4 protein-coding genes are annotated in these 5171 nt (G+C 27.8%); 1 reads left to right on the top strand and 3 read right to left on the bottom strand.

The window, feature by feature from the left end:
* Positions 1-278 precede the first annotated feature (278 nt).
* On the top strand, positions 279-1826 hold the full coding sequence (locus RSA29_RS18630; RefSeq protein ID WP_346943725.1) for a ComEC/Rec2 family competence protein: 1548 nt from the start codon (positions 279-281) through the stop codon (positions 1824-1826).
* A 472-nt stretch (positions 1827-2298) separates the two neighbouring features.
* Here the strand turns inward: RSA29_RS18630 and RSA29_RS18625 are convergent, their stop codons facing one another.
* From RSA29_RS18625 to RSA29_RS18615, 3 genes are all read right to left on the bottom strand, one after another.
* Positions 2299-2925 carry a hypothetical protein gene (locus RSA29_RS18625; protein ID WP_346943724.1) on the bottom strand — a complete coding sequence of 209 codons (627 nt, stop codon included), beginning with the start codon at positions 2923-2925 and terminating at the stop codon, positions 2299-2301.
* A gap of 198 nt (positions 2926-3123) precedes the next feature.
* On the bottom strand, positions 3124-3954 hold the full coding sequence (locus RSA29_RS18620) for a hypothetical protein (protein ID WP_346943723.1): 831 nt from the start codon (positions 3952-3954) through the stop codon (positions 3124-3126).
* Positions 3955-4695: 741 nt separating this feature from the next.
* Positions 4696-5171: helix-turn-helix transcriptional regulator (locus RSA29_RS18615; RefSeq protein ID WP_346944635.1), on the bottom strand; the 476-nt coding region annotated here is incomplete at its 5' end.

Here is a 5171-nt window from a genome sequence, read left to right as displayed (position 1 = left end):
TTAATATATATGAAATGAAAGTTAATGGTGAGTATTACGGGCAAACTACCCATGATGATATTGCAATTGCAGTGGAAAAAGAAATGAATAATGGAGTTAATGAAATAACACTTATTAAGAAATAGATTTAAAGGCTAGTAGGGAGTAAAATCCTTGCTAGCCTTATTTTTATTTATTTAAGACTTAAATTACCTTAATTGTGTTTTTAGCATAAAATACACAAAATATAGATTTTATGTTAACATATAACTGTACAAAAATTATGAGGGGGGATGGATATGTATAAAAAATTTATAAGTAAGTTTGTAGCAATAACATTACTAATGACTATGTTTTTTACAAATGTAAACACTAATAATGTTGATGCCGTAAGTGTTGATCAACTGTATGCAGCAGCACAAGAGGCAGCCGTAAAAGCACAAAAGTATGGAACACAAGAGTCCATTACAGCTGCAAGAACGGCGATAGTTCCATTACTTAATGCTTATAATAATGGAGAAATATGGTTAGAATCAATGATAGGTACTCTATCAGGGATGGTAGATGGAGCACAGCAGCAGTTATTTAATAAGTTCTACGATATACTTTTTGCTAACGGAGGATTAAAAGAAACTTTAACTCAAGTAGAAATAGACCAAGCTAGAGGATACGTAGATGGATTTAAAACATATACAGGAAATACAGAATATATTACATCATGGTCTTCAGCGGTAGATAATTTTCAACAAGCTAAATTCGATGTTGCTTTTGCAGCAGTTGAAAAAGCTATTTTATCAAAATTACAAGCTGATGTAGATTTAGCCCAAATATTATTAACTGAAATAGCAACTTCTAAAGTTGAATCAGTTAAAGCCTGGGCTAATACAGTACAAGCTCAATTAGACAAAGTAACTGGTAATTTAAAAGTTAGTTACATAGATGTTGGACAAGCGGATGCTATCCTTATACAACAAGGCGATAAATATATGATGATAGATGCTGGTAACAATGATGATGGTATAATGGTAGTAGATTATCTAAAGAAACAAGGAATAACAAAACTTGAGTATGTTTTAGGCACACATCCACATGAAGATCATATAGGTGGATTAGATAATGTTATTAATAACTTTGAAATTGGAAAAGTTATGATGCCTAGTGTTGAAACTGATACACAAACATATAAAGATGTAGTTAATGCGGCCAAAAATAAGGGTCTAAAAATAGAGAATCCTAAAGTAGGCGATGTTTATTCTTTGGGGGATGCAACATTTACTATTTTAGCACCTATTGGTACAGGATATATAGATTTAAATGATTACTCAATTGTAACTAAATTAAAATATGGTAATAACTCATTTATATTTACTGGGGATATGGAAACATTAAGTGAAGGTCAATTATTGGCTAAACAATTAGACTTATCTGCGGATGTATTAAAAGTAGCTCACCATGGGAGTGGAAGCTCTACGTCACAAGCATTCTTGGATAAAGTTAATCCTAAGTATGCGGTAATAAGTGTAGGTAAAGATAATAATTATGGACACCCAGATGCAACTGTATTAAACAGATTGAGTAGTAAAGGTGTTAATCTATTTAGAACGGATAAACAAGGTACAATAATAGCTACTAGTAATGGGAATAATATTACATTCAATACGCAACCAACCGTACCAGAGATACCCTCAGTTGATGAGAATATGTCAGTATGGATTGCTAGTAAAACTGGAACTGTATATCATGATTCAAAAGAATGTAGTAGTATGAAGACTCCTATAGAAATAATTTTAAAGGAAGCAAGAGCTAGAGGGTTAAAGCCTTGTAGTAAATGTAATCCTCCACTGTAAAAACTTTTATTAAATATTAAAAGGTAACAAGATTATTGGTCTTGTTACCTTTTTTCTTTTGTTGAGTGTTTAATATGAGAAAAAAATAGTAAAAAGAGGAGTACTTTTTACATAGGTTCATACTTAGATTATGTACAGAAACCTAATGGTTATACATTAATTGTAAAATGTATCAAAGTTATAATAACTGCAATGTTTAATCCAATACCACAGCTTAATAAATAACTTTTTAATATTTTTCTAATCATGGTTTTAGTATTTATAAGAATCACCTCTAGCATAGATTATTACCAATTAAAAGGGAAAATAAAACACCTCTTTTAAGATAGGTTTACTTTCATGTTAATCCATTTTATGAATTGGGAATATTTCACGATATCAACTAATTCTAATACCTTTAAACCATACCTATCAAATAAAGTTTCTAAATCAATAACTTATTAGGTATACTTTAAGCCTTACAAATGGCTATTTAGCTATATTCATTATTATCAATATCTGAGCGTAGCGAAGTTAATATATCACTAAGCCCTTCCAGATTCCATGGTACAAAATATAAATCACTCATATCACACACTTTAAATTTTTGAATCTCAATTTGTGTAAATTTAACTACAATAAATACATGTCTGCGATTATTTTTATTTTCATAGAATTGTACAACTTCTTTAATTTTATCTAAGCTGGTATAATGCGTATAATCAATTTCTATCAATAAAGGAACTTTACGTTCAATGCTCATTGCTGCATCAATAATATAACTCTTATTAAGTTGTTTAAAAAGTTTATCCGGTATATCAAGTTTTAGTTCTCTTTTATAAAATGTGATTTCAAAAGAATTATATATTTTAGTATATACATCTAATAATTTCAGGTCATGTATTTTTAATGGTTTTTCTATATAATATACACTTTCTGTACGTGGATCCTTACGATACCTTTTTATAAATCCTTCTTTCTTTAAGTTGCTTAATCTTTTTCTAGCTTGGTCATATCCATATATATTTTTATAAAAAAACATATTGCTGCATTGGCTAATTGTTATACTTCCATGTGCTTCTACAAATCTTAATATATTTACATCTCTTTCAGTCCTCATTTTATTATCCCCTTTATCTCTTTATATATATTATAGGGTAAAAAATAAGGGTTTTTTAAAAAATGTGGTTCTTAAAATCTATCACCGTAAATTATATGTCGAGGGCAAGTATCTAGTTTGCAATATAGTTGAATTGCAAAATAAAAAATACCATATTATTCGTCTGAATAGTACGGTATTTCAAAAATATATTTACTTTTAATCATGAATATAAAAAGTTGAATCTAAATCTCTAATTGTAAAAATATATGGTGAATAATCTTCATTAATGCCATTAGGTCCTCTTTTTATCTCATTTTTTACATTAATAGTAGCATTTTCAATATTGTATTTCTTACAAATGTATTTTGCTATACATTGTGGAATTATTAAAAAACAATGATCAACTTTAGTCATAAATTCAGAATCAATATTAAATTTATAATTTGCATCATGTATAATTTTATGTCTCACTTCAAATGCTTGAATAACTGTTTCATTTATATTTTTACTAAAAGTATCTTCTTCTTGAAGCCAATACAAAATATAGTTCGCTCCTCCAAATACAGTTTTATCACTTATTCCGAGACTTACATAATCAGATATATTATCATAATCGTTATCAAACAGAAAATTCAAAGCCTTAATAGTTTCTTGTAAATTTTGAAAATTAAATTGTTTACTCATATAGTCACCAATTGTAATATTATTATCATTAATTCCTTTTAAAATCCAAGGTTTTGTTTCCAATTCCAAGTGAATTTTTTTCTTAATAAGATTATCTGTATCACATATCATAACAAATACATCCCTAAAAAATGTTTCCCAACAAGTTACTAAAGAACTCAAGTGATAGGAAGCTGCTATTTCCAAGATTGATTTATCAGTTATAGTTTTATTATTATAGTCATCTAATATTTTTTTTATAAAAACATGTCTCTGATTGAAATTTTTAATAAGGTTCATTTCAAAGTCATAAATACTCTTTCTTGATTCTCTGAGTTCTAATACCTCTAAAGATAGTTTCTCTTTTACTTTCCCTAGTTTCATGAATATATCTCCTTATAGTTTTTTTCTTATTTTCACGACAACATAACATTGCTATATTCATTATACCGTATTATTCAATTTTCAAATAACATATTTTTCATTATCTAACGTACACTTATTACATACTAGTAATTTACATTTATCAAGTTATGCTTTATAATTAATTTGCCGAAACACTTAAGTGTAGTATGGGAATAGCCTCCTATGCCTGACGATGGCAGGCTTAATTATTACTATAATATTCAATACTATAATATTTAGAAAGAAGGAATGTCTTATGAAAAAATTACTTAATTATCATAACACTATTATTTCATTAATCTATTCTTTCATTTCCATTGTATTGGCTATTCCCGCTTCTAGGTCTTAACCTACTGATGAGTTTGTGCAATTCAAACGAAAAGCGGGATTTATTTATTACAATTATTCTTTTTTTATATATCACATATCATTTCTTTATTTCCAATAAGCTACTTCCTTCTCAATACCTACATTTGATACCTACATTAATGTTGGCCGAAATTACTGTACAAATATCGCATCATAGCAAGTATCTAAAGTTAACAGTATTGGAACTAGAAATAAAATGGATGAGAATAAACCAGCGATACACAATTAATCTTATATATGTATCGTCAGATTTAATGTAATTCTATGATACATATACATGAATAAAAAAGTATTTGGGAATTTTGAAATTTAGTACATTGAACTATCTAATAACCTTGTGATTAAAGTAGTTCAAAAGACTCCTATTGTTTTTAGTTTTAAATACATACTGTATGAAAGGGCTATTTTATTATTAATTAATCTTCCAAAGCATGAAGGTGTTATATTTAAAATACTACTGCAGGTAGCATAGGTATAATTATTATTTAATTTCCAAAGTTTTATTTTGTCAGCTGGATTATTATAATATGTGTAGTAATAATCACCCCAGTAAGAAAAATCAAGATTAAAACTTTTGCATATACTTTTAATGCTTTCAGGTAAGGGATAAACATCTCCAGACTCCCATTTGAAAATAGTATCTATGTGTAAATTAAGTATTGATGATAAATCCGTTCTTTCTAAATTATTTATTTTCCTCAGTTTAATAATTTTTTCTGAAAAAGTTATATCTGGAAGGTTGCAGTATAAACAACTATATATATTATGGGTAGTAGGAGTAAAGACTGTTTTCCATGTATCATTTTGGTATAATGTGCTGGTGCTAA

Source organism: Clostridium sp. (assembly GCF_036660475.1).
GTDB lineage: Bacteria > Bacillota > Clostridia > Clostridiales > Clostridiaceae > Clostridium_J.
The sequence above is the reverse complement of the archived record's forward strand: the minus strand, read 5'-3'. Positions and strand labels throughout refer to the sequence as shown.